The sequence below is a fragment of the Streptomyces gobiensis genome (assembly GCF_021216675.1).
GTDB lineage: Bacteria > Actinomycetota > Actinomycetes > Streptomycetales > Streptomycetaceae > Streptomyces > Streptomyces gobiensis.
Window position 1 is genome coordinate 2,846,725 of the sequence record NZ_CP086120.1, and the last position, 22,836, is coordinate 2,869,560.

At 67.2% G+C, this 22,836-nt stretch carries 24 protein-coding genes and 2 pseudogenes; 13 read left to right on the forward strand and 13 right to left on the reverse strand.

Annotated elements, in window-relative coordinates:
- Window positions 1-20 precede the first annotated feature (20 nt).
- The 3 genes from test1122_RS13135 to test1122_RS13145 are packed head-to-tail and all read left to right on the forward strand — an operon-like array spanning window position 21 to window position 1,033.
- The gene (locus test1122_RS13135) at window positions 21-305 is read left to right on the forward strand and encodes a hypothetical protein (protein ID WP_232269356.1); all 285 of its coding nucleotides are present in this window, start codon (window positions 21-23) and stop codon (window positions 303-305) included.
- Entirely contained in the window at window positions 305-550 is a 246-nt protein-coding gene (locus test1122_RS13140) for a hypothetical protein (protein WP_232269357.1), read from the forward strand. The genes test1122_RS13135 and test1122_RS13140 overlap by 1 nt, the downstream gene beginning before the upstream one ends.
- A 42-nt stretch (window positions 551-592) precedes the next feature.
- Window positions 593-1,033 carry a hypothetical protein gene (locus test1122_RS13145; protein ID WP_232269358.1) on the forward strand — a complete coding sequence of 147 codons (441 nt, stop codon included), beginning with the start codon at window positions 593-595 and terminating at the stop codon, window positions 1,031-1,033.
- A gap of 627 nt (window positions 1,034-1,660) precedes the next feature.
- Here the strand turns inward: test1122_RS13145 and test1122_RS13150 are convergent.
- The 5 genes from test1122_RS13150 to test1122_RS13170 all read right to left on the reverse strand — a co-directional run bounded on the left by test1122_RS13150 (window position 1,661) and on the right by test1122_RS13170 (window position 9,536).
- The gene (locus test1122_RS13150; RefSeq protein ID WP_232269359.1) at window positions 1,661-1,882 is read right to left on the reverse strand and encodes a hypothetical protein; all 222 of its coding nucleotides are present in this window, start codon (window positions 1,880-1,882) and stop codon (window positions 1,661-1,663) included.
- An 80-nt stretch (window positions 1,883-1,962) separates the two neighbouring features.
- The gene (locus test1122_RS13155; protein ID WP_232269360.1) at window positions 1,963-2,664 is read right to left on the reverse strand and encodes a 4'-phosphopantetheinyl transferase family protein; all 702 of its coding nucleotides are present in this window, start codon (window positions 2,662-2,664) and stop codon (window positions 1,963-1,965) included.
- 4 nt (window positions 2,665-2,668) lie between these two features.
- The gene (locus tag test1122_RS13160; protein ID WP_232269361.1) at window positions 2,669-7,567 is read right to left on the reverse strand and encodes an SDR family NAD(P)-dependent oxidoreductase; all 4,899 of its coding nucleotides are present in this window, start codon (window positions 7,565-7,567) and stop codon (window positions 2,669-2,671) included.
- Between the two features lie 23 nt (window positions 7,568-7,590).
- Window positions 7,591-8,955 (reverse strand): acyltransferase domain-containing protein, encoded by a 1,365-nt coding sequence (locus test1122_RS13165; RefSeq protein WP_232269362.1) that lies wholly within the window; start codon window positions 8,953-8,955, stop codon window positions 7,591-7,593.
- Between the two features lie 155 nt (window positions 8,956-9,110).
- The gene (locus tag test1122_RS13170; protein WP_232269363.1) at window positions 9,111-9,536 is read right to left on the reverse strand and encodes a helix-turn-helix transcriptional regulator; all 426 of its coding nucleotides are present in this window, start codon (window positions 9,534-9,536) and stop codon (window positions 9,111-9,113) included.
- Between the two features lie 509 nt (window positions 9,537-10,045).
- Here test1122_RS13170 and test1122_RS13175 point away from each other — a divergent pair.
- Together test1122_RS13175 and test1122_RS26815 are read left to right on the forward strand one after the other, a co-directional pair.
- Window positions 10,046-10,171, forward strand: a pseudogene (locus test1122_RS13175) (transposase); the annotation flags it as partial.
- Window positions 10,171-10,266 (forward strand): annotated as a pseudogene (locus test1122_RS26815) (transposase); the annotation flags it as partial. The pseudogenes test1122_RS13175 and test1122_RS26815, both read left to right, overlap by 1 nt.
- A gap of 131 nt (window positions 10,267-10,397) precedes the next feature.
- Here the strand turns inward: test1122_RS26815 and test1122_RS13185 are convergent.
- The 6 genes from test1122_RS13185 to test1122_RS13210 all read right to left on the reverse strand — a co-directional run bounded on the left by test1122_RS13185 (window position 10,398) and on the right by test1122_RS13210 (window position 13,964).
- Window positions 10,398-11,171: a transposase family protein gene (locus test1122_RS13185; RefSeq protein ID WP_232271893.1), complete on the reverse strand. Its 774-nt coding sequence runs from the start codon at window positions 11,169-11,171 to the stop codon at window positions 10,398-10,400.
- A gap of 103 nt (window positions 11,172-11,274) precedes the next feature.
- Entirely contained in the window at window positions 11,275-11,490 is a 216-nt protein-coding gene (locus tag test1122_RS13190) for a hypothetical protein (protein WP_232269365.1), read from the reverse strand.
- Window positions 11,491-11,603: 113 nt separating this feature from the next.
- Window positions 11,604-11,849, reverse strand: a complete 246-nt coding sequence (locus tag test1122_RS13195; RefSeq protein ID WP_232269366.1) for a winged helix-turn-helix domain-containing protein — start codon at window positions 11,847-11,849, stop codon at window positions 11,604-11,606.
- 203 nt (window positions 11,850-12,052) lie between these two features.
- A complete protein-coding gene (locus test1122_RS13200; protein WP_232269367.1) occupies window positions 12,053-12,271 on the reverse strand; it encodes a DUF397 domain-containing protein in 219 nt (72 codons plus the stop codon).
- Entirely contained in the window at window positions 12,250-13,101 is an 852-nt protein-coding gene (locus test1122_RS13205; RefSeq protein ID WP_232269368.1) for a helix-turn-helix domain-containing protein, read from the reverse strand. Before test1122_RS13205 ends, test1122_RS13200 begins: the two co-directional genes overlap by 22 nt.
- Before the next feature lie 236 nt (window positions 13,102-13,337).
- Window positions 13,338-13,964, reverse strand: a complete 627-nt coding sequence (locus test1122_RS13210; RefSeq protein ID WP_232269369.1) for a DUF5324 family protein — start codon at window positions 13,962-13,964, stop codon at window positions 13,338-13,340.
- A 286-nt stretch (window positions 13,965-14,250) separates the two neighbouring features.
- Here test1122_RS13210 and test1122_RS13215 point away from each other — a divergent pair, with 286 nt between their 5' ends.
- Together test1122_RS13215 and test1122_RS13220 are read left to right on the forward strand one after the other, a co-directional pair.
- A complete protein-coding gene (locus test1122_RS13215; RefSeq protein ID WP_232269370.1) occupies window positions 14,251-14,778 on the forward strand; it encodes a peptidylprolyl isomerase in 528 nt (175 codons plus the stop codon).
- A 154-nt stretch (window positions 14,779-14,932) separates the two neighbouring features.
- Window positions 14,933-15,832, forward strand: coding sequence for a rhomboid family intramembrane serine protease (locus test1122_RS13220; protein ID WP_232269371.1), 900 nt, complete (start codon window positions 14,933-14,935; stop codon window positions 15,830-15,832).
- 265 nt (window positions 15,833-16,097) lie between these two features.
- Here the strand turns inward: test1122_RS13220 and crgA are convergent, their stop codons facing one another.
- Window positions 16,098-16,352: a cell division protein CrgA gene (gene crgA, locus test1122_RS13225; protein WP_232269372.1), complete on the reverse strand. Its 255-nt coding sequence runs from the start codon at window positions 16,350-16,352 to the stop codon at window positions 16,098-16,100.
- 99 nt (window positions 16,353-16,451) lie between these two features.
- Here crgA and test1122_RS13230 point away from each other — a divergent pair, with 99 nt between their 5' ends.
- The 6 genes from test1122_RS13230 (at window position 16,452) to test1122_RS13255 (ending at window position 20,765) form a co-directional block, all read left to right on the forward strand.
- Window positions 16,452-17,198 carry a DUF881 domain-containing protein gene (locus test1122_RS13230; RefSeq protein WP_232269373.1) on the forward strand — a complete coding sequence of 249 codons (747 nt, stop codon included), beginning with the start codon at window positions 16,452-16,454 and terminating at the stop codon, window positions 17,196-17,198.
- Between the two features lie 6 nt (window positions 17,199-17,204).
- On the forward strand, window positions 17,205-17,924 hold the full coding sequence (locus test1122_RS13235) for a class E sortase (RefSeq protein ID WP_232269374.1): 720 nt from the start codon (window positions 17,205-17,207) through the stop codon (window positions 17,922-17,924).
- Between the two features lie 91 nt (window positions 17,925-18,015).
- On the forward strand, window positions 18,016-18,177 hold the full coding sequence (locus test1122_RS13240) for a hypothetical protein (protein ID WP_232269375.1): 162 nt from the start codon (window positions 18,016-18,018) through the stop codon (window positions 18,175-18,177).
- A 15-nt stretch (window positions 18,178-18,192) separates the two neighbouring features.
- Window positions 18,193-18,822 carry an aminodeoxychorismate/anthranilate synthase component II gene (locus test1122_RS13245; protein WP_232269376.1) on the forward strand — a complete coding sequence of 210 codons (630 nt, stop codon included), beginning with the start codon at window positions 18,193-18,195 and terminating at the stop codon, window positions 18,820-18,822.
- On the forward strand, window positions 18,819-19,982 hold the full coding sequence (locus test1122_RS13250) for a class E sortase (protein WP_232269377.1): 1,164 nt from the start codon (window positions 18,819-18,821) through the stop codon (window positions 19,980-19,982). Before test1122_RS13245 ends, test1122_RS13250 begins: the two co-directional genes overlap by 4 nt.
- A 39-nt stretch (window positions 19,983-20,021) precedes the next feature.
- On the forward strand, window positions 20,022-20,765 hold the full coding sequence (locus test1122_RS13255) for a class E sortase (RefSeq protein ID WP_232271894.1): 744 nt from the start codon (window positions 20,022-20,024) through the stop codon (window positions 20,763-20,765).
- Window positions 20,766-20,810: 45 nt separating this feature from the next.
- On the opposite strand, the gene pknB is transcribed toward test1122_RS13255, so the two are convergent.
- Window positions 20,811-22,811 (reverse strand): Stk1 family PASTA domain-containing Ser/Thr kinase, encoded by a 2,001-nt coding sequence (gene pknB, locus test1122_RS13260; protein ID WP_232269378.1) that lies wholly within the window; start codon window positions 22,809-22,811, stop codon window positions 20,811-20,813.
- Window positions 22,812-22,836: the final 25 nt, after the last annotated feature.

Here is a 22,836-nt window from a genome sequence, read left to right on the forward strand (position 1 = left end):
GACTGCGGGAGGCTCACGCGATGAGCGAGCGGAGCTGGACCATCGAGACGATCTGCGAGGCGCTGAGTAGCCCTGCAGCCAAGCAGCGGTTCCTCAGTGAGATCAACCGGGCCCCTGTGCACGAGATCGTCACCGTCTTCGCCAAGTGGCAGCGGATCGCTGCCGACCTCGCGGCTGCCGCCGAGCGCGGACGCGAGCTCGCCCGGGTCGAGGCCGAGACCGGGGAGATCCCCGGCGAGTGGATCGACGTGACCGACCGCATCCAGGCCGAGGCCGCTGCCGCACGCGCTCGCGGCGTCGCCTGATGACGTTCCGCCTCAAGTACGGCACCGGTACGGAAGCCGTGCAGGACGCCATGCCGCCGGCCGCAAGTGAACGGTCACCGCTCGCCCTCGCGGCAGCCTGTGAAGACCCGATCGGCGCGACCGAGCCGTACGGCGAGGACGACGGCGTGGTGCGCATGCTCGTGACCGAGCACGTGATCGCCGTGCTCCTGGTCGGCCAGGTGACGAAGACGGTGACCGTGCTGCAGCTCAGCTACACAGGCTGAGCTGTCCGGCTCGGTCGGTGATCCGAACACCAGGGGGGAGCCATGAAGCCGGACGGACTGAGCGAGTTCGAGTGGTGGTGGATGCGAATGCGTCATCCACGTGCCGAGCGGTTCTTCCTGTACTACCCAAACCAGGAGAACGGCGATCACCAGGTCATCAAAGTCTGCAGCCGCCTCGGCCACGATTCTGCGACCTTGATCTGGAAAATCTGCCATCCGTGCCGCCGTGGCGTCATCGCCAAGATCTCCATTGTCGATGGCTGGCAGCGGCAGGGCCTGGGACGGCGCTTGGTGCTGCGGGCAATGCAGGACACGGATGGCTACCACTGGACCACCTCGGGGCAGTCGCCGATGGCCCAGAAGTTCTTCCCGGCTCTGTCGCAGGAGACCGGGGCGGCCTTCACGCCGCTGGCACCGGTGTGCGAGCACATCCGGTCAGCTCGCCGCCGGTTCCCCAAGCCCCACCTCGAACACGCTGAGTGATGTGAGCTGTTGACCGGAGGGTGGGGGTCCCGAAATCGCCAGCGGTGTCAGCGAAAAACCGAATATCGCTGACAACGCTGACGGTCGCTGACATGAACGCTGACAGCAAAACTCCTAGTCAGCGTTTTCGCTGACATCGCTGACTCTCTGGCGGGGTCCGCGCTTCCGCCTCCGCTTGTGGACTACGGATGGTTACCCATGTCGATCGGCACATGCGAACGGTCGGCATGGTCGGCAACCGTGAAGAGGGGCTGGGTATCTGGTCGTGACCGGCGCTGTTTCCGCGGCCGACGGCTCGCCGGCCAGTACCTCCGCGACCGTCACCCGCGCGTTGCCCAACCGCTCAAGATAGTGTTCCGCCGTCTGGAGCGCGGCCTGCACCCGCTGGGCTTCCTCCCGTAGAGCACCACCTCTTCCCGGACCTTCTTCTCCCGAGTCTCCAGCAGACCGAGCACCGGCGGCACCAGCCACCTCCACGAGCGAGACGAACGAACGACCCACGCCCATCTCCCCCGCCGCTGACCGGAGTTCATGTCCGCCCCAGCCCGAATTAAACGATCACGTTCGGAAAGCGGATGGCGTCTCAGCGTGGTGTCCAGCCGAGCAGCCAGGCGGCGGGTAGGCCGATCAGCCAGCTGCCGATGAGGGTGACGCGGAAGCCGCCCTTGGTCTCGTCCAGTCCGCGCAGCAGTCCGACGCCGATGTCCTGGGGCAGTCGAAGAACTGCGTCACAGCGGCGACGAGGAGCAGGTTGGTGGAGATGGCGATCTCGACGTGCTCGCCGGGTACGAAGAACGGTGCCAAGATGAGCTCGGGTGCGGCCACGTGGATGACGGCTACCACGGTCATGACGGCGACCGCGCAGGCTAGGGCGGTGTTCTTCAGACGCTGGACCGCTTCCAGGTTCTTGAGGGGTTCCCGGCTGACGCCTATGGAGGCGACGCGGAGTAGGAGGCCCTAGGCGCCGCCCCGCCCTGTCTTCCCCCTTCGCTGATAGGCGCGCTGTGTTCGCCGGGGCCGGCGAAGGGGGCCAGGACCGCGAGGGTTGCGACGGCGGGCTGTTGTGGCGGGGTGAGGGGAGACAGCTGCCATCCGTTTGGGTTGGAGTCCTTGCCCAGCCGCTCCAGGTGCGGCCGGGGGTGGAGAGCTACCTCGATGTCAACCAAGGAGCGCACCAATGGCCACCCGATGGCTTTGGCCACGGCCTCCTTGGCGGTCCAGATCTGGTGGAAGGCTGCCGTCTTGTCATGTGGCGGCGCCAGGGACAACTCGGCTCGCTCAAGTGCGGTGAGAGCCATCCGCAGCAGGGGCGGGCCGGGCACCTGGAGGGTGGCTTCGATGTCGATGCCGACGGAAAAGCCTTCGGCCAGTGCGGCCACGGTTGTCAGGCTGCTGTGGGAGACGCTGAGCCCGATGGGCGGCAGGCCGCGCGGGCGCAGGAGCGCGGGCCGCCCGGCCTCGTCCCGGTACAGGGGGATCTGCTGGGGCGGTAGGTGCAGGGCGTGGCTGGCGGCGAGGGTGAGTAGCCGGCGTCCGCTTCCCAGCCGCGGTGGCACAGTTGAGGTGTGCCACCACAGCTCGACCTGGCCTGCGGGGCAGCGCAGGTGGGTGTGGAGGAGGGTGGGTGCCATGGCGTTACCCGGGTACCTGGGCCACAGTGACGGCGTCTATACCGGTGACTTGGGCCAGGATACGGCCGTCCGCTGCGAGGGCGGTGCAAGTGCCGGAGTCGGCTGTGTAGCGCAAGCTGATGCCGGATGGATGGGTGTGGGCGAAGGAGGCGTCGTCACCTTCGTCGTAGACGGTGACGCGGGCCAGTTGGCGGGGGACGAAGACTGCTTGCGTCCTGCCGTCCTTCTTGTGCAGCGCGGGGGTGCGAAGCAGGGCGTCAAGCAGTGTGACCGGGATAGGCGTTCCCGGAATGCCGGCGTCGGTCTGGTCGGCCCGGGGCTTCCATTCCGCGGCGCTGGCTCGCGCGGCAGTGCGCTGGCGTTCAGTGGCCTGGAAGATGCCGGAGAGGCGGACGGGGCAGTCGGGTGCGTAATACGGGTCGGTGACCGTGCTCCAGTCGTTCTCGTCGGGCAGGGGGCCGGTTGGAGCGGGGGCCGCGGTGGGCCCTCCCAGAAGGACGGTGGCCCGGAAGTGCTCACGGTCACGGGCCAGCACTCGGCCGTTGGGCGTGGTGGTGTCCGTGCAGCCGGTTACGGCGATGGCGCGGTGGATGGTGGCCGGGTCGCCGACCACCTGGGCAGTGATCTTCAGGGTGGTCGGGGGCCGGCCTTTCAGGGTGCGGACGAACGCGGTGAACGCGATGTCGCGCAGGCTGTGCAGCCGAAGCCCCGGAGCGAGGGCTTTGCCGGCTTCGGCGGCAAGCGCCAGGAGGAGGGCGCCGGGCACGGTCGGACGGTTGTCGGCGACATGGTCCAGCAAGTAGGGGTGCTGGTGGAGGTCGAAGGTGACCTGCCAGCGGGCGCTGGTGTGCGACTTCTCGATGGCGGGACCCAGCAGCCCGCGCGCAGGTGGTGAGGGTTTTGGGGCCGGGGAGGATACTGGGGCTTGGGGTGGGCTGAGGAAGCCGGGGAATTGGTGGTGGAGGGCGCGGCTTTCGGCCTCGCCGATGAAGGCGATCAGGGGTTCGCCGGGCTGGCGGGAAAGTTCGTCGAGGAAGTGTGCCACCCCCTCGTCAGTGGGCGTCTTGGTGAGTCGGCTCGAGCTGGTGGCCCAGGCATCGCTGATCGGTCCGGTCCCGAGTCCGGTTTCACCCCAGAGAGTCCAGGCGATGGTGAATTCGCCGCTGGCTTTTCCGGTGGCCTCGGCGGCTGCGGCGAGGAAGTCATTGGGCGGGGCATAGATGCTTTCACCGGGCAACCCCATCACCGAGGCCATGGAGCCGAAGTTGCACCACAGGCTTGGCGCGAGGGTGCCGGAGAAGGCCGCGCGCAGGTGGTGGTAGCCCTTGACTTTGACGTCGCGGATGTGGTGGAGGGCCGTGGTGTCCAGCCGGGTGATTTCCCCTGGGTAGTGCAGGCCCGCGCCGTGGACGAGCAGGTCGACGTGCCCGTCGCTGACGCGCACGTGATTCGCAGCGGTCTCGACCGCGGTGGGGTCGGTGACGTCGCAGGTGAGGAAGTGCACGCTGTCGGCGCCGCACAGCCCGCGTAGCGTGAGCAGGTTGCGCTGTGATTCGCGGGCGTTGAGCAGCCTGTTGAAGGCGGCGTTGATGTCCCGTACCGATCGGGACGCATCGTTGGCGCGCTGCTCGCTGATGTAGCGGGCGCGCTGGGCGGGAAGTTGATCGTCGGTGGCGTCCAGGAGCTCGGCTGGAACATCGGTGAGACGGCTGGAGCCGAGCAGCCACAGCTTCAGCGGCATGCGACGGGCCAGACCGAGCATGCAGGCGGCGGTGATGCCGCGGGCGCCGCCGGTGACCACGACGACGGCTCCGGGCTCGAGCGGCAGTGTGCCAGGGGGCGTCTTACGGGGGCTGAGGCGCTGCACAAGCCGGGTCTGCGCGTTGTGCATGACGACCGGGAATCCCTGGTGGCGCTCGGCCTCGGCGGCCAGCGCCTTCAGCGCGGATGTCGGCTCTCGGGTGTCGGTGAGCAGTGCGGTGACGGTGCAGCCGGTCATCTCCCAGGCGAGGCTCTTGGCGAGTCCGGTGAGGAGGCTCGCGTAGGGGTGAGGGGCCTGACGGACAAAGGGTGTGAGCACGGTTGTGGCCAGCGATCCGCCGCTGTTCAGGGAGCCGTGGAGGGCCTGTACGGCCAGGAATGTTGCTTCCTGGACGGCGGCGAGGGATGGCCAGCTGGGGGCGCCGTGCAGTGACGCGACGACGCGTACGTGCTGGAAGGGCGGCGTGGTCCCGCTCAGTGCGTCGCCCACCGCTTGCGCGAGGTCGTCATCGGCTCGGACGGCGAGCAGGTGGCAGAAGGGGCTGCTGCGCACCATGGGACGCAGGACTGTACTGCTTGCCGGGTCCGCGATGATCAGGGTGCGGGATGGGAGTATCGGCCCGGAGGGTTCGGCGTGAAGCGGTCCCGCGGGGTGCCATTGGGGCAGGTAGCGGGAGGTCTTCCTGCGCGTCTGGCCGGACGCTGCTTCGGCGGGGAGTTGCTTGATCACGGTCATGAGATCATCTGCTGCCAGGTAGGTGCGGTCTTCGGTGGTCTGTGGGCGCTTCGGCAGGCGGACAAGTGCATCCGACAGGTGCTCTAGGACGGGCCAGGCATGGTCGCGGGCGGTAGAGACCCGGGCGAGTGCGATAAGGAAGGCGCCCTCCGCCGGCGCGGTCTCGCTCAGCTCGTGCAACTGTGCATACAGCGGCTCGCTGCCGCCGCTTACCCCGATGACGAGGGCCAAGTCCAGTTCGCCATGACGTAGGTAGCGTTCGGCGGTGCGCAGCGCGGTGCGGCCGGAGGTGGTGCCGGTGTCGAGGGTCATGGTGGGCCCGTGCAGATCGTGGTGGTTCGCGATACGTGCCGCGATGATGTTGGGCATCAGGCCGGGCAGGGAGTCCTCACCTGTGGCCGGGGCCCGGGATCGCACGGCGGAGATGAATGCCTCAGTGGCGGAACGCAGCGCGTCCCTGTCGATCCGCTCGTCGATGGGGGCGGATTCGGCGAACGCGCGAAGTGAGTCGGCGTAGCAGCGGATGTTCGCATCCAGGCCTTTGACGGGGAGGCCGCTGAAGGCGGCGAATACCCCACTGGTCTCCTCCAGCCCGTCCCACAACGCAGTATCGGCCGGTCCGGTGAGCCGACCCGCGGCCTGCAAGGCCATCAGCTGACTGCGATCCATGGCTGCCGTGGTACGTGGCGGGAGTCGCAGTCCGCTCAGGGGCGGCACCGGGTAGGGCGTACTGAAGCTGCGCTGCTCGGCAGGGGGAAGGCCAGCGGCCAGGCGGCGCCGGATCTCAACAGCGTCCGGTATCCCCGGCAGATGGGCCGTCCAGTCCACGATCACCACTTCGTCTTCGGTGCCGAGGATCGGCGGCAGGGCTCGAGGCGGCGTGGCTGCGGGCGCTGGTTCATCCTGCAGGAGAAGGTGGGCGTTGGTGCCGCCGAAGCCGAAGGAGGACACGCCGACCGTCCGAGGGCGGTCCGTGCGGCGGGGCAGGGAGGTGTGTCTGATAGGGATGCGCACCCGGTCTGTGGTGTGCGTATCCTGCGCAGGTTCACAGGGTCGTTGCGCGGGCACGGTGTCGTGGGCCAGCCCCAGCAGGGCGTGTACCACGGAGACCACGCCTGCCGACCACCCGGTATGGCCCACCAGGGACTTGTTGGATGTGCACAGTAGACCACCGGGTGGCGCGGCTTGGTGGAGGGTGTTTCGTTCCACGGCGTCGCCGGCCGGTGTTCCGGTGCCGTGGGCCACCACCCAGTCCACCGCGCCGGCCGCCACACTGTTTACGGCTCGGGCGCGGGCCAGGGCTCGCTCCTGCCCGGTGGCGTTGGGGGCGTAGATGGCTTTGCCCCGGCCGTCGGAGGCCGCACCGAATCCGGCGAGTACGGCGAGCACGCGGTCACCGTCGGCGCGAGCGCGGCTGAGCCGCTTCAGTGCCACCAGGCCGGCGCCGTCGGCGAACAGTACGCCATCAGCCCGCGGGTCGAAGGCCAACACCCGACCGGAGCGGCTCAACCCCTGCAGCTTCGCGAACTCCACACTGAAACGCGGCCGGAAGGAGTGGGCACCACCGCAGAAAGCGACGTCGCAGTCGCCGACGAGCAGGCTCTTGACCCCCAGATCGATGGCGAAGAGGGACGAGGAGCAGGCGGTATCCACCACCTGTACCGGGGTATCCGCTGGCAGCAGCCCTTCGATGGCGGCCCTGGTCGCCGCAAGCGGCAGGTGACGCGTCACCCGGCCGGCGTGCGGATAGTTGCTGCGCAGCGCCGCCCGGAGCCTGTCGCGCAGGTCGTCGTCGGCCGTTCCAGGCCAGCGCGCCGCGATGCCGTCTGCCGCGGTCTCGACGACCGCGCTCTCCTCCACGTGCTGGCTGCCCTCATTCCAACCTCCGATGAAGCAGGCGCTACGTGCCTGCCCGCCGACGGTCAGCCGCGCCGCCCCGCACTGCAGCAGCGCCTGGCGCAGCCAGCAGCTCACGTGGTCGCCGTCGTTGACGCCGACTGCCGGTTTCTGCCGGATGTATCCCGCGTGCCGACTGTAGGTACGATCCTCCGCGTCCGTATCCGGCGACCAGAAGTACTCCAGTGGAAAGCGATCCCCCGGTTCGCTGAAGGCAGGCTGGCCGGCCAGCAGCAGCGCCCAGAACGACTTGGGATCACCGGCTCCCGGCACGACCACGCCCATGCCGACCACCGCGACTGCATCGGCCTCACCGTGATCAGTCGCACGGTCGTCCCTTGGTGTGGCCACGGCGCCGGGGGCCGCCGCGGACGCCCGAATGTGGTCGGCGTGCTCTACCCCATCCAAGGGGTCCTCGATGCCGTCCGGCTCGGCCACATCGTCGGGCAGCGTCCTTTGTGCCGAGCCGCTGAGATTGCGGACGGCCGCGACTATCGCAGCTGCACCCACCCGCACCGCCCCATCTGGCGCGCTCACTGGTCGCCCCCGCCGTCCTCGTCGATGACGACAGGAAGACCGCTGATGAAGTCGGCTACTGCGGAGAGGGTCGTGTAGCTGGTCAGCCGCTCCCCGGAATCCGGCAACTTCCGCCCGTACCGCTCCAGGGCCTGGGCCAGGAGACCGGACTGCTTGAGGGAGTCGATGCCCAAGTCGGCTTCCAGGTCGGCAAGTGGCGTCAGGACATCCGGAGGGTAGCCCAGGGCATCGGCGTACATCTCCCGTAGCTCTGCGACGAGCACGTCATGCTCGGGAAGCACCGAGACGTCACTCGGCGCGGTCTCTTCGGGCGTCACGGCGACCGCGCCAACGCGGTGTTCAGCCTCGCCCGGTGTCCCTCCGGCAGGTGGGGGAGCAGGAACGGCCGCTGCGGCGCCGTCCGGGCGTAGATCACGGATCGTGGCGAACAGGCTGTCCATATCCACCCGGTACTGCAGCGGCGCGATCGTCCGGACACCGACCACTGCGCTGCTCACCAGATCCGTGAGAATGCCTCGTGGGCCGCACTCGATGAACACCCGCACCCCTTCGGCGTGCAGTTCCCGCAGCGCCGTGTGGAAACCGGTGGGCCGCGTCAGGTGCGCGGCTACCAGCTCCGACGCATCCTCGGTGCCCTCCAGAATGCGCCCGAGGATTGGCGAGTACACCCGGTAGCCCGGGGCATGTGACGGCAGGCGGGCTGCGCGCTCGGTGAACAGCCAGGCGGACCCTGCAAGCATCCGGTTGTGGAACGGGTAGGGCACCCGCAGGTGCGTGGCCTGCAGACCGAGTGCCTCGGCCGCCTTCAGGATCCGCTGCAGCGCCGCCCTCGGGCCGGACAGCACACACTGCCCGGGTCCGTTGTCGGCGGCGATCTCCACCGCCCACTCCCCAGTGGCACCGATCAGCTGCCGGGCCCGGGCTGCCGGCACATTGACGGCCACCATTCCGCCTGCCCCGGGCCGGGCCTCCGTCAGCGCCTGGTCACGGGCGGCAACCAGCGCCACGCCGTCCTCTAGGGCAAAGACACCGGCCGCGGTCAGGGCGATGAGTTCCCCGAAGCTGTGTCCGGCAAGGACGTCAGGGCGCAGGCCACAGCGGCGGGTCAGCAGCTCGAAGAGCACCATCTCGGCCGCGAAGATCGCTAAGTGGAGATCTGGCGGAGACTCCTCGACGAGCTCATCGAGCGTGGGCGAGCCCTTCTCCAACAGCAACCGCGAAACCGGCGGACGTCCCAGCCGCTCCGCCGCCTGGTCAATCCGATCCAGCGTCTCATCGACCAAGGGATCGGCGAGCAGACCGAGGATTCCGGGGCAGTAGGCCCCCTGGCCGGGAAAGAGGAATACGCACGGTTCACTCATGGTGCCGACCAACTCCGGAACGTGGGTTACTGCCGGGCCGGGGGGGGTGCCCGCAGTGGTAATCCGAGTGTTTACCAGGCTCTGGCAACCAGCGACAGGACCCAACGAACTAGTAGAACTGCTCCATGCTCAATGGCCCTCTTGCCGAACAGCCGTCATGCAGTAGACCCCGCCTGGCGGGACTGCCCGCTGGCCAGCGCGATGTAGGCAGCCTCCGTACGACTCCGAGCACGCAGTTTCACGAAGATCGACCGGACGTGGTTCTTCACCGTCCGCTCAGAAATCCTTAATTCCGCGCCGATGGCCTTGTTGGTCAAACCGCGGGCCAGTAGCTCCAGAACACTCTGCTCCCTCGCCGTGAGCTGCTGCGAGAGTTCCATGCCGACCACCTGCCCAGCCGCCGACTCCGCTCTCCCCGGTGGGGCCTGACACGCCACCTGCAGCTCACGCAGTGCCACGCGCAACGCTTCGAGACCTGCTTCTGTTTCCCGGAGCGATGAAACGATGGAGTCAACCATCGATGCCACCTGAGAGCGATACGCCGCGTGCTCGGCGCAGCATGCTTTTATCGCTTCGCCCATCCCAACACCCGTCTTCCAGGACGGATGACCCAGAGTATCCGTACACCGCTACGTATAAACTCCCCCCCAACGCCCCAGGTGCTACCGCCCAAATGCGTAGAAATAATGGGTAGGTTGTAGCACGAGGCATTCACGTAGCGATAGATAGAGGCAAGGCGATGCACAAACGCGCGCCCCGCGCACTTCAATCCCAAGGGAGCAGGGTCGCAGATGCCTCTTCGTACGGGGGCCAGAGCAGCAGCCCATCACCGTGGGGGTGGCGGGCTGTGGCTCCACAATTGGCGATGTGGAGTAGCCGGGCATCCCATCCGCGCGAACTTCCCTCCCAGCCGGGATGCCGAAACACGGCAAGCCCGGTGGGCCCCGGACGCCCACCCGGTTCGAAGAATCACAGCCAGCCACCCACCATGACGTGGGCAACACCGTCAAACAATGGCGGATCTAACGATCACGGAAACGATGTGAGGTGACCGAATCCGCCGTTGAGCCCGAGGACCGTGACCTGCCTGACCGACATCGGCCCGGTGGAGGTGAAGGTGCCCCGCGATTCCGCCGGTACCTTCGAGCCGCAGATCGTCAAGAAGCGGCAGCGCCGCCTGATCGGTGTCGATGAGATGGTGCTCTGGCTGTCCGCGTCGAGGACGTCCTCATGCTCGTCTGCGACGGGCTGAAGGGCCTGCCCGACGTGGTCGAGACCGTCTGGCCCCGCACGATCGTGCAGACCTTGCTTCCGGCCGCACAGTTTCCTCTCACGTACGCCCAGTGGCACAAGCAGCCTGCGGAAGACACGGCACGCGGCCTAAAGCGTGTTGCAGAAGGCCGTGATCAGGCAGTCTGAGCTGGGCGATCGGCGTGTGATGGTCATGCGGCGAGGGCGAGGTTGTGCATGCGGGCGACGGCCTGGACGGCGTGGTGGAGGCCGTCGCCGCGCTGTCGGCAGTCACGGAAGATCTTGTAGTTTTTCATCCGGCTGAAGACGTGCTCGACGCGGGCGCGGACCTTGCGGTGGGCGGCGTTGTCCTCCTCCTCGCCCTTCAGCAGCGGCCGTCCGGGACGTTTGCGGTGCGGTACCACCAAGCCCGTGTTGAGGTAGGCGCCATCGCCGAGCACCGTCATCCCCCGGCAGTGCTCGGCCAGACCCGCCTCCCGCCAGGCCTTGGCATCCGCGGTGGTGCCCGGCACCGGGCGGGCTGTGGCCACCACGAGTCGGGTGTCCGCATCCACGATGCCCTGCACATTCGCCGAGAACCGGCAGTTATGCGAGGAGGTGCCCACGCTCCGGTCGCGGACCGGGATGAGCGTGCCGTCCACGATCCACAACCGCTCAACCGCATCCTGCTGGGCCCGGACCGGTTCCAGCGCGAACAGCCGCTGGATCACCCGGCACACCGTGGTCGGCGAGACGCCGAACAGCGGGGCCAACTGCCGCATCGTGAGGTTCGTGCGGTAGTAGACCGCCACCAGCAGCACCCGTTCGGCCAGCGGCAGCCGCCACGGGCGTCCCCATCCGCAGCCCTCGCCGCCGCGTTCCCGGACCGCTTTCAGCAGCCGCCCGAACTGATCGCCCCGCAGCCCGGTGAACGTCTCCACCCACACCCGCTCAGCCGTCAACACCCCTACACATACAGGGGAGATGGCCTGATCACGGCCTTCTGCAACACGCTTTAGGGTCTGTTGCGAAATGCAGGCCGTCGCCGAGGATGGGCTCATGAGCAACGACTTGGTGGGGTTCCTGCGTTCACTCGACGAGGAAGCTGAGCTGGTCGGCCGATACGACGCGATGACGACCGCGGACAGTGGGCACCAACGACAGACGGAACTGGCGTTCAGCGGTCCAGCGGGCGCCCATCAATCCGCGTGCGAATCCCAGCCAAAACGCGGAACCAGGGGAGTCCCGGGAGGCCCCGGAGGAGCCATAGGGCAGGTCGCTGACCTGCGGAGACCGTTCGCACACTTTTGCATGGCAGATGTCAGGAGTTCGACTCTCCTAGGCTCCACTCGCTGACCAGCCGGAACGCCATTGTGGCGGTCCGGCTGGTGACGTTTTGGGCGCTGCTGCGAGCGGTGCTATGGGTGCCGCAGCACATAGACCGGGGCGCCGTCGGAGGTGGCGTTGATCTGCCGGATGCAGCCCCGCTTGAGCAGGAAACGCAGACAGTCATGGACCCGGTGCACGCTCAGCCCGGTGCGGGCGGCGATCTCCGCAAGTGTGTAGCGGGCCTCTCCGCGCTCCACGAGCACGGGCACGATGGAGACGGCCACAGCCCATACGTAGTCTGTGATCGTCAGCCGGGCCTTCCAGGCCGCGAGCACCCCGTCGGCGGTGAGCGGCGGCGGTTTCGGTTCGCGTCTTGCCGTGCCGTGTGCTCAGACGGCGTGCTCTGGTTGTCCGACATTGAGCGTCACCTCCGTCACGGAACGTAGGCGGTTCCACGATCCGAAATCCAACCGGATAGACAGAAGTTCGCTCAATAGGTGCGGAATGGGGCATTCCGTTGGCGCGCTGAGTCGAATAGCTATACGGGGGCACGGAACTGCCCGTGCCGGACGCCTGTGACGAAGGCTGACCAGGTGGCCGCCGGGAAGATGAGTGCCGGACCGAGCGGGGCCTTGCTGTCCCGGACCGGCACCACATCGGTGAGTCCAGCGGCTACTTCGACGCACGCGCCGCCGTCTGGGTTGCTGTAACTGGACTTGCGCCAGGCGGCAGTGCTCAGATCCCGGGCGGTTCCCATAGCGTGCTGTCCTCCATGGCTGCTCTGAGGAAGGCTGCGGACTCCTTCGGGGGGAGGGCGTAGGCCCTCAGCAGATCGTATGACAGCTGGAACTGGGTCACCTCGTCCTGGTTCTCGAACAGTTGGCCAAAGTCGTTGCCCTCCTTGTAGGCCACCCAGGAGTAATGATCCTTCAGCCTGAGAATGGTGAGCGAACCGCCCATCAGGGCGTGTTCTCCATGGGAGAAGGGGAGCACCTGGAGTTTCACGGTGGGCGAGTCGGCGAACTCGGCCAGATGGCCGAGCTGCCTGCGCATCACGGCCTCACCACCGACGGGTCGGCGGATCACGGCCTCATCGAGGATCCCCCAGAGGTGACTTGGCGGGTCGGCCGTGAGGAGCCTCTTGCGGCCCATGCGGGCCTGGACCTTCTCTTCGAGTTCATCCTCGCTCGCATGGGGATTGCCGGCACGCAGCTGGGCGCGGGCGTACTCCTCGGTCTGGAGAAGGCCATCCACCGACTGCGCCATGTAGGTCTGCAGAACGGTCGCCCGCGACTCATAGTCCATGTAGCGCCGGTAGCGGTTGGGGAAGGTCTCCTTGTTGACCAGCTCCCACAGCAACGTGAACTGCTTGTCCGTGTCGAAGACGATGTCCAGCGACGCGGCGAGATCCTGTGGCGGTCGGCGCTCTCCGATCTCGATGCGGTAGAGGTGTGTGCGGTCGTAGCTGACGAGGTCTGAGAGCTTGGCCAGTGACCACTCCTCGTTCCTGCGGTGGCGGCGCATCGTGTAACCGAAGAGGTGGAGGCTGGAGTACGAGGGCGTCAGTTCGTGGGATGGCTTGGCCATGGCAACTCCCTGTGTTGGCAAGGCCGGTGGGCAACACCGAGTGCCTACTCAGCGTAGCGTCGTGCTCTCACACTGTGAGCGGAACGGTGAAACTCGGCGTTACGGGAGCCATCCACGACGATGGCGGCGTCACGGCGCCAGCAAGGGGAGCAGCAGGGGGAGAAGCAGGGGAGCAGCAAGGGTGAGGGCCGTGGACTCCGGCGAGTCCACGGCCCTCGGTGGTGGCGGATGGGCGCTCAGTGGGGTTCTTCGCGTTCCGTCTTGGCCTCTGTCTCGACCTCGGCTTCGAGGGGCGCGCCTTCGGTCGGGCTGATCGGGGAGCGGTCATCCACCTCCGTGGGAGCCGGCGGCTCGACCAGCCAGTCGGGGTTGGCCTGCTTGTCCCACCAGCGCCAGGCGGCGACGGCGACACCCGTGAGGACGCTCAGCATGACCAGGCGCTTGAACACCCTGCCGTTACGGGCCCGGCGCGCCCGCTTCCGGCTGAGCTTTCGCACCTCGGCCGGGGTGACCTCGCCACGGAGCGCGGCGAGCGCGGCCGTGGAGCGGGCGAGTGCTTCCTCCCGGGCCGGTCCGGCGGCCACGCGGGCCGCTTCCATCCTGGGGGCGGTGTACTCGGCGGCCTGGCGGGCGGCCCTGAGGGTCTGTTCGGCGGCGCGGGTCGCGGCATGGTCGACGGCCGATGGCAGATTCTGACGAGCGTGCGAAATACGCGGTGCCAGCCGGTGCTCGTACTGCTCCTGTGCGGCGCACTGGGCCTGCCGCGCGGCATGGCTCACCCTGGGCGCCACCGCGTCCAAGGCGTGCCGCACGCTGTCCTTCGTGGTGCTCTTCGCGGCGCGCACGCTGTCCTTGCGGGTCACGGTGTTCTCCTCCTCGGTGGCGTGTCGGTTGTCGCCTTTACACCCGTTTGAAGATCATGCCTGGTTGTCTGGGATGCGGCATGTGCGGGTGGGCATCCGGGTCACGTAGTACCGCGTCTTTGTGGCTTGAAGCCGACAATGCCATGATTCGCGCCATCGTGCTCTGGTACGACTGGCATTCGGCAGCCTCTCGTCCGGTCACCACCCCTATGGGGGCTTCGCGCACCTCCGGTTCTCGTACATGGGAGGATCGGGAAACGTCACAGAGGACTATGGAAGGTAGATCGTGGCTGAGCAGCTTTACGCCACCCTGAAGACCAACCAAGGCGACATCGAGGTTCAGCTCTTCCCGAACCACGCGCCGAAGACGGTCAAGAACTTCGTTGAGCTCGCTGAGGGCTCCCGCGAGTGGACGCATCCGGCCACCGGTAAGAAGTCCACCGACAAGCTGTATGACGGCACGGTCTTCCACCGGGTGATCAGCGGCTTTATGATCCAGGGCGGCGACCCGCTGGGTAACGGCACCGGTGGTCCCGGGTACGAGTTCGGTGACGAGATCCACCCGGACCTCGCCTTCGACAAGCCGTACCTGCTGGCCATGGCCAACGCCGGTCCGGGCACCAACGGCTCGCAGTTCTTCATCACCGTCTCGCCGACGGCCTGGCTGACCGGTAAGCACACCATCTTCGGTGAGGTCGCGACCGAGGCCGGGAAGAAGCTCGTAAACGCGATCGCGAGCACCCAGACGAACCCGCGCACCGACCGCCCGGTGCAGGATGTCGTGATCGAGTCGGTCGTCATCGAGCGTCGCTGATCCCCCGGTCCGGGGAACCGCTCCGCCCCATCTGTCCGTAAGACAGATGGGGCGGATTCCGTATGTGGCGTATGTGGCGTACGTGGCGTGCAGGGTGGGCACGGGGTCGGTACAGCGGGCACGGGCAGGTGGACGGAAGGGTGGAAGGGGAGCCATGGAGGACCAGCAGGGTGGTCAGGGCGGCCGGCAACACCAGTTGCCGGGCTGCTACCGGCATCCGGACCGGGAGACCGGTATCAGCTGCACCCGGTGCGAGAAGCCGATCTGCCCCGACTGCATGATCGCCGCCTCGGTGGGCTATCAGTGCCCGGACTGTGTGCGCGGCGGCTCCGGCACCGGACATGGCCCGGCCGCCAACCAGCCGCGCACGCTCGCCGGCGGCACGCTCGTGCGGGATACCCGGCTGATCACCAAGATCCTCCTGGGGATGAACGTCGCGGTCTTCATCGCGGTGCTGTCGGTCGGCGATCAGCTGGTCACCGAGCTCGGGATGATTGGCTACGCGTCCGTCGATCTGTTCGGCAGCGACTGGATAGGTGTCGCGGATGGTGAGTGGTACCGGCTGCTGACGTCGGCCTTTCTCCACCAGGAGATCTGGCACATCGGCTTCAACATGATGGCGCTGTGGTTCCTCGGCCCACCGCTGGAGGCCGCCCTGGGCCGTAGCCGGTTCCTCGCGCTGTATCTGCTGTCCGCACTCGGCGGTAATGTCCTGACATACTGGCTGATGGCGCAGAACCAGCTCTCACTGGGCGCCTCGGGAGCGATCTTCGGATTGTTCGGGGCCACCGCGGTGCTGATGCGGCGGATGCGTTACGACATGCGCCCCATCGTCGTTCTTCTGGTCATCAACCTGGTCATCACCTTTATGCCAGGCTTGAACATCGCCTGGCAGGCGCATCTGGGTGGGCTGATCGTGGGCGCGGCGATCGCCTACGCCATGGTGCACGCGCCGCGCGAGAGGCGGACCCTGGTGCAGTACGGTACCTGCGCCGCGGTGGCGCTGGTGCTGGTCATCGCCGGTGTGGCGCGAACCCTGATGCTACTCGGCTGACGGCCATGGCTCCCCTTCAACCCTTCAACGAAAAAGTTATCCACAGACGGTAGGGGATCTTGTGCATGACGCGAGGAGCGCCCTCCTCGGGTCGCACAGAGGTCCGTTTCCCCTGTGGGATCAGCGGATATAGGGGACTCGCATGGCGGGCGGCCAACTGCGGAGGCCGTCAACCCCCACTAAGTTATCCACAGATCTTCTGAACTTTTCCCAGGCCTGTGGACGGGCTGTGGATAACTCAAGGGGGCTTGGGTTGCTGCCCCGGCTACTTCCACTGGGTGGAGACGACGAAGCCCACCGCGATGAAGCCGAAGCCGACCACGATGTTCCAGTTGCCCAGGGCCTCAACCGGCAGCTTGCCCTCGGTCACATAGAAGACAACGATCCACGCCAAGCCGATCGCGAACATCGCCAGCATCAGCGGCGCGACCCAGCGCCGCCCGGAACTCAGATCGATCTTCGTCTGCTTCACCGGCTGGGTGTGATCGTCTTTCTTCTTGCGGATCCGTGACTTCGGCACGAGGGGCTCTCCTGTCGATGCGCTCTGATCGCGCGGAATCGGTGCTGCTGTAGTCCGTTAGCGTAGTGCTTCCATGCGGTGGAAGGAGACAAGGGTACGGTGACCACATCCCGCTTCCGACCTGCCCGGCTCGCGACCATTGGTGTCTTCGCCCTCGCCGGACTGATCTTCTGGGTCAGCTTCAACACCGCACAGGGGACAAACCTCCGCAGCGACGAGTCCATGCTGCGTTTCTCCGACCTTATTCAGGAGCGTAGTCGCGAGAACGACAAGCTGGAATCCTCCACGGCCAGGCTCCGTGCCGAGGTCGCCTCCCTCGCCAAGCGCGACAGCGGCAGTACCGAGTCCGAGAAGAAGCGGCTGCGCGGCGTTGAGTGGGCCGCGGGCGCCCATGAGCTCTCCGGCCGGGGGCTGACCGTCACGCTCACTGACGCGCCGTCCAACGCCACCGCCAAGATCCCCGGCGTACCCGAGCCGCAACCCGATGACCTGGTCATTCACCAGCAGGATCTACAGGCCGCCGTGAACGCGCTGTGGCAGGGCGGCGCCGAAGGCATCCAGGTGATGGACCAGCGGTTGATCTCCACCAGCGCCGTGCGTTGCGTCGGCAACACCCTGATCCTTCAGGGCCAGCTCTACTCCCCGCCCTACACGGTCACCGCGGTCGGCGATCCAGCCCAGCTCCGCAGGGCTCTCGACGGCTCCTCGGCGATCAGGACCTACAAGCTGTATGTCGACGCCTATGGGCTCGGCTGGAAGGTCGACGAACACAAGGCGAACGCACCCGTGACACTGCCGGGCTACTCGGGCACAGTGGATCTCCACCACGCGAAGCCCCTGGAGTAGTGACACATGCCGGTGCGGGCGGTCGTCAGAGCGTTCAGCGAGCTGTGCGTCACCGTCGGCACCGTGATCGTGCTGTTTGTGGTCTACCTCCTGTACTGGACGGGCATACGGGCCGAGGCCGCCGTCGACAGCGGGATCAACCGGCTTGCGGAGCAGTGGGCGGCCGAGCCGGTGGAGGCGGGAGCGCAGGAGCCGGAGTCGGAATCGGAGCAGGAGGCAGAGCAGGAGGCGGAGCCGTATCGGGACGGCAGGCCGTTCGCTGTGATGTACATCCCCCGGTTCGGAGCGGGCTGGGCCAAGCCCGTGCTGGAGAACACCGAGGCCAGCACCCTCAAGAAGGGGCTCGGCCGCTACCCCGGCTCCGACCGGCTCGGGGCGAAGGGCAACTTCGCGGTCGCCGGGCACCGGCGTACCCACGGCGACCCCTTCAAGGACTTCCCCCGGCTGCGCCCCGGCGACGCGGTCGTCGTCCAGGACGGCACCACCTGGTACACGTACCGGATCGAACGCCGCCCGTACCGCACCCTGCCCACCGACACCGGTGTCGTCGCCGCCCTGCCCCGCCCCCTCAACCAGGACGCGGCGCCGTTCACCGAGCCGGGCCGCTATCTCACCCTCACCACCTGTGAACCGGAGTGGGGTAGCAGCCACCGGCTGATCGCCTGGGCCCGGCTCGACGCGACCCAGCCGGTGACGGAAGGGAAGCCGGCCGCCTTGCGAGACTGATGCCCGCACGCTTGCCCCGGGACGTACTCTGGGTGGGCGCACCGAACGCATTGACCCGGGCGCATGGCTGGGGAAGGGACGGCACTACGGCATGTACGGCTGGATCTGGCGGCATCTGCCGGGCAACGCATATGTGCGGGCAGCGCTCTCGCTCGTGCTGGTACTGGCAACCGTGTACGTGCTTTTCCAGTACGTCTTCCCATGGGCGGAACCGCTGTTGCCCTTCAATGATGTGACCGTGGACGAGGGCTGACGGGGGCGAGGGCTGATGAGCGCACGGATTCTCGTTGTCGACAACTACGACAGTTTTGTTTTCAATCTCGTTCAGTACCTCTACCAGCTGGGCGCGGAGTGCGAGGTGCTGCGCAACGATGAGGTGCGGACCGAGCACGCGCAGGACGGTTTCGACGGGGTGCTGCTGTCCCCTGGGCCGGGCACGCCCGAGCACGCCGGGGTCTGCGTCGAGATGGTGCGGCACTGTGCGGCCACCGAGGTGCCGGTCTTCGGTGTGTGTCTGGGTATGCAGTCGATGGCGGTCGCCTACGGCGGTGTTGTGGACCGGGCGCCCGAGCTGCTGCACGGCAAGACCTCGTTGGTGACGCACGACGGTACCGGTGTCTTCGCGGGGTTGCCTTCGCCGTTTACGGCGACTCGCTACCATTCGCTGGCGGCCGAGCCGCAGTTCGTTCCGGATGAGCTGGAGGTCACCGCGCGCACCGAATCAGGCGTGATCATGGGGATGCGGCACCGGGAACTCCTGGTCGAAGGCGTGCAGTTCCACCCTGAGTCGGTGCTCACCGAGTGGGGTCACCGGATGCTCGCCAACTGGCTGGTGGAGTGCGGCGACAGCGGTGCCGTGGAGCGTTCCGAGGGGCTTGCCCCGGTGGTCGGGACGTGACGGCGCTGCGCCCGGAGAACGGTGCGGCCTACGATCCATACGCTGACCCGAACGCCTACGAGGCGGCGGTCGGCCGCCTCAGCGATCCGCTGAACGATCCCCTGCCCGGGCAGCAGGAGCAGGAGCAGCGGTACGAGGATACGTATCAGCGGCCCTACGAGGCGCCGTACGAGGCGCCGTACGAGGCGTCCTACGGGGCCTCGTACGGGGCGTCATACGGGGCGTCCTACGGGGCGGCGTATGCGGAGCCGCAGCAGCAGGGGTACTACGACCCGTACGAGCCCATAACCGGACCGGTAGCCGAGCCGGTAGCTGAGCCCGTAGCCGAGCCGGTTCCCGGGCACGTTCCCGAGCCGGTCTTTGACGATGAGACCGTTGCGCTGCGGCAGGCCGAGGAGCCTGTGCCCACCCCGCGGCCGTCCGGCGAGGGGCGGGCCGCGCGGCGGAAGGCGGCGGCGCGGGCGGCGAAGAAGCGCAGGGACAGTCCTGGGGTCATCGCCAGCCGCGTCATCGGTGAGCTGTTTATAACGATGGGTGTGCTGTTGCTGCTCTTCGTCACCTATCAGCTCTGGTGGACGAATGTCCTCGCCGATCAGCAGGCGAGCGGTGCGGCCAAGAGCCTGGAGAAGGAGTGGGGGTCGGGTGACCAGGAGCGCGAGCCTGGGGCCTTCGCACCGGGCAAGGGTTTCGCGATCATGTACATCCCCAAGCTGGATGTGCGGGTCCCGATCGCTGAGGGTATCGACAAGCCCACGGTGCTGGACCGTGGCATGGTCGGGCACTACGACGAGGAGTCCGGTCTGAAGACCGCGATGCCCTGGGACAAGCAGGGGAACTTCGGGCTGGCCGCGCACCGTAACACCCATGGTGAGCCGTTCCGTTACATCAATAAGCTGGTGGAGGGCGACCCGATCATCGTGGAGACGCAGAGCACGTACTACACGTACGAGATGACGAGCCGGCTGCCCTCCACCTCGCCGTCGAACGTCGATGTGATCAGCCCGGTGCCGCAGCAGTCGGGCTTCACCAAGCCAGGCCGCTACATCACCCTGACCACCTGCACGCCGGAATTCACCTCCAAGTACCGTCTGATCGTCTGGGGGAAAATGGTCGACGAGCGCCCGCGGAGCAAGGGGAAGCCGGACGCGCTCGTTGAGTAGCGAACAGAGCGCGAACAGCGGAAGCGGACGGTGTCAGCAGTGCCAGTGACCGAGCGGGACCAGGCGGAGACCGAGGAGCGCCCACGGGGTCCCCGTCGGACGCGCAGCCGAATAGCCGCCGCCGTCAGCGTCTTTGGAGAGTTGCTGATCACCACGGGGCTGATCCTGGCGCTCTTTGTCGCCTACTCCCTGTGGTGGACGAATGTCCTCGCCGACCAGGAGGCCAAGCGCGAGAGCGACAAGGTGCGGGACAGCTGGGCGGCGGACGAGGACACCGGCCCCGGCGACCGGGACACCAAGGACGGCATCGGCTTTCTGCATGTCCCGGCGATGGGCAAGGGCGAGATCCTGGTCAAGGAGGGCATCAACCCCAAGGAGCTCAACCAGGGCATCGCGGGCTACTACGACAAGCCGGTCAAGTCGGCGATGCCCTGGGACCAGCGGGGCAACTTCTCCCTGGCGGCGCACCGGGACGGGCACGGCGCGAAGTTCCACAACATTCACAAGATCAAGAAAGGTGACCCGGTCGTCTTCGAGACGAAGAACACCTGGTTCATCTACAAGGTCTACGCGATCCTGCCGCAGACCTCGAAGTTCAACGTCGAGGTACTGGACTCCGTCCCCAAGGAGTCGGGGAAGAAGAAGGCGGGCCGCTACATCACGCTGACCACCTGCACTCCGGTCTTCACCTCCAACTACCGCTACATCGTCTGGGGCGAGCTGGAGCGCACCGAGTCCGTCGACGCGGACCGTACGCCGCCGCAGGAGCTGGCAGGCGGCTGACGCGCGGGCGGGGAAGCCCGCGCGTCGCTTGTCGCCTACGCCGGATCAGTCCTCGTCGGGGTTCCAGCCGCCGTTGGAGCCCCGGATGAAGCCGCCGATGTCTTCTCCGCCGCCGCTGTCCTGGCCGCCGTTGTTTCCGTTGCCCTCGTCAAAGGTGAAGACCGTGACGGTGGAGTCCTTCTCGACCTCGGTGCCGCCGTTGGGATCGGTCTTGATCACCCGTGCGTCGCCGTCGTCGGACCCCTGGACCTGTACCTGGAGACCGGCACCTTCCAGTTCCTTAAGGGCCTTGTCCAGCTTCTTGCCGGTGACGTCCGGCACCGTGACGGTTTCCTTCTCGGGCGTCGTGGCCACGGTCAGGGTGACCTGCGAGTTCTTGGCGGCCTGACTGTTGGCGGCCGGGTCCTGGGAGATGACCGCGTTGTCGGCCCGGGAATCGTCTTCTTTGTCGATCCGGGCGACGGTGAAGCCGAGCGCTACGAGCTGCTGCTTGGCCTCGTTGAAGTCCTTGCCGAGGACGCTTGGCACCCGCCGGGTGACGGTCTCGACGACCGACAGGGTGACCGTGGACTTCCGCTGGGCCTTGCTGCCGCCCCTTGGATCCTGGTTGGTGACCGTGCCTTCCGGCTCGGTGGAGGAGGTGACGGACTTCTTCTTGACGTTGAACCCGGCTCCCTCCAGCTCGGACTTGGCGCTGTCGAAGGACTTCCCCTCGACATCGGGAACCTCGATCGGTGCCGGGCCCTTGGACATGATCAGGGTGATGGTGTCGTCCCGTTTGGCCTGGGTGCCAGCCTTCGGGTCGGTCTCGCAGACCGTTTTCTTCTTTTGCTCACAGTGCTTGCTGCCACCCTTGACGACCGTGAACCCGGCGTTCTCGGCCTCGGCTTCGGCCTTCTTGAAGGGCTCCCCCACGAGGTTGGGCACCGTCAGGTCGTCCGGGGGCGAGCCGCCGAAGACGGCCTTGCCGATGAAGATCGCACCGATCAGGACCAGGATGGCCGCGAGGACAAGCAGGATCGTGGAGGTGTGGCTCTTCTTCTGCTGGCGGCGACTGTGGCCGCGGGGCTCGTCGTAGCCGTAACCGCCGTCGTCGTCGCGCATCGGCGGCAGCATGGAGGTCTGCCCGGCGCCCTGCGGGTGCAGGGCCTGGGTGGGCTGGTCGTCGGCGTAGCCGACCGCGGCCATGGCGGCGGCGCCGACCGGCTGGCCGTCCAGGGAGGCCTCGATATCGGCGCGCATCTCGTCAGCGGACTGGTAGCGGTAGTCCCGGTCCTTGGCGAGCGCCTTCAGGACTATCGCGTCCTTCTCGGGCGTGATCTCGGGGTCGAAGGTGCTCGGAGGCTGCGGTTCTTCCCGTACGTGCTGGTAGGCGACCGCGACCGGCGAATCCCCTACGAAGGGCGGCCGGACCGCCAGCAGCTCGTAGAGGAGACAGCCGGTGGAGTAGAGGTCGGAGCGGGCGTCGACCTGCTCGCCCTTGGCCTGCTCCGGGGAGAGGTACTGGGCGGTGCCGATGACGGCGGCGGTCTGCGTCATGGTCATGCCGGAGTCGCCCATGGCGCGGGCGATGCCGAAGTCCATCACCTTGACCTGGCCGGTGCGCGTCAGCATGACGTTCGCGGGCTTGATGTCGCGGTGGACGATGCCGTTGCGGTGTGAGTACTCCAGGGCCTGGAGGACGCCGACGCACATTTCCAGGGCGCGCTCGGGCAGCAGCTTGCGGCCGGAGTGAAGCAGCTCACGCAGCGTGGAGCCGTCCACGTACTCCATGACGATGTACGGGATGGAGATCCCGTCGACGTAGTCCTCGCCGGTGTCGTAGACGGCGACGATCGCCGGATGGTTGAGCGAGGCGGCCGACTGGGCCTCACGGCGGAACCGGGCCTGGAAAGACGGGTCGCGGGCGAGGTCCACCCGAAGCGTCTTCACGGCGACGGTGCGGCCCAGGCGGGTGTCATGGGCGAGGTACACCTCGGCCATACCGCCGCGGCCGAGCACCTGGCCCAGCTCGTACCGGCCGCCTAGGCGACGCGGCTCGTCCATATCTCCAGCCCTCTCCGTTCGTCCC